Genomic DNA, 1,145 nt, shown 5'->3' on the forward strand with positions numbered 1-1,145 from the left:
GGACGTGCTCGCGAAGATCGCGAAGGTGCCGACGGTGGCGAACTCGGCGGGTGACAAGGTGAAGCCGAAGGACAAGATTCTGATTCAGTCGCTGACCGTGGGCGACGTCGTGGCCGGCGACGCACCCGCATCCGCACCGTCGGCGAGCACCCAGTCCTGAGTACGCGAGGAAGATAACCACAGCAGGAGGACAACCGTGTCGTCGATAAAGGACCGGCAGCGCGCGGCGGCGCGCGCCCGGCTCGAGAAGGAGATGGCCGAGCGCGCGGAGGCCGCCCGCAAGCGACGCCAGAAGCGGGCGATCATCGGCGCGGCGCTGGTGGTCGTGGTCATCGCTGGTGGCGCCTACTTCCTCGTCACGGCGCTGCGCGACGACGACAAGCCGGCGACCAACGCGGCCGCCGCGCCGCCCGGCACCGTGGCGTGCACCTGGACTCCGGAGACCGCGCCGCCCGACGGCAGCCAGGGCCCGAAGATCGTGGACGTCGGCACCCCGCCGCCGAACGCCGCCAACACCGGCAAGCTCACCATGACGATCGACTCCACGCTCGGCCCGATCACGGCCACCGTGGACAAGTCGAAGACGCCCTGCACCGCCGCCGCGTTCGAGTTCCTCTCGTCGAAGAAGTTCTGGGACGGCACCAAGTGCCACCGCATGACCACCCAGGGCATCAAGGTGCTGCAGTGCGGCGACCCGAGCGCCAAGGGCAAGGGCTACCGCGACACCGACGGCACCGGCGGGCCGAGCTTCCGCTACGCCGAGGAGAACAAGCCGCCGAACGCGGCCGACGGCACCGCGACGTACCCGGCGGGTTCGATCGCCATGGCGAAGACGCAGCAGCCCGGCTCGACCGGCAGCCAGTTCTTCATCACCTACGCCGAGACCAAGCTGCCGGGCGACTACACGCTGCTGGGCACCGTGTCGCAGGGCATGGACGTCGTCAACAAGGTCGCCAAGGGCGGCGTCGACGACAGCAACGGCCCCGGTGACGGTCACCCGAAGACGGAGATCGGCATCAAAACGCTGACGCTGGCCCCGGCCTGACAGCACAGAAAGGGCGGGCTTCCTGAAGTAGCCCGCCCTTTCTATAAGCCCTGTGGCTTGCTATGCCCCTGAGGGGTCACGGTACGCGTCGAACACACCG

The 1,145-nt window shown here is 68.8% G+C and carries 1 protein-coding gene; it reads left to right on the forward strand.

The features are described from left to right. The first annotated feature begins 196 nt into the window (after positions 1-196). Positions 197-1,045, forward strand: a complete 849-nt coding sequence (locus AB0M20_RS44955; RefSeq protein WP_364307740.1) for a peptidylprolyl isomerase — start codon at positions 197-199, stop codon at positions 1,043-1,045. Positions 1,046-1,145: the final 100 nt, after the last annotated feature.

The sequence above is a fragment of the Actinoplanes sp. NPDC051633 genome, assembly GCF_040681735.1.
In the GTDB taxonomy this organism is placed as follows: domain Bacteria; phylum Actinomycetota; class Actinomycetes; order Mycobacteriales; family Micromonosporaceae; genus Actinoplanes.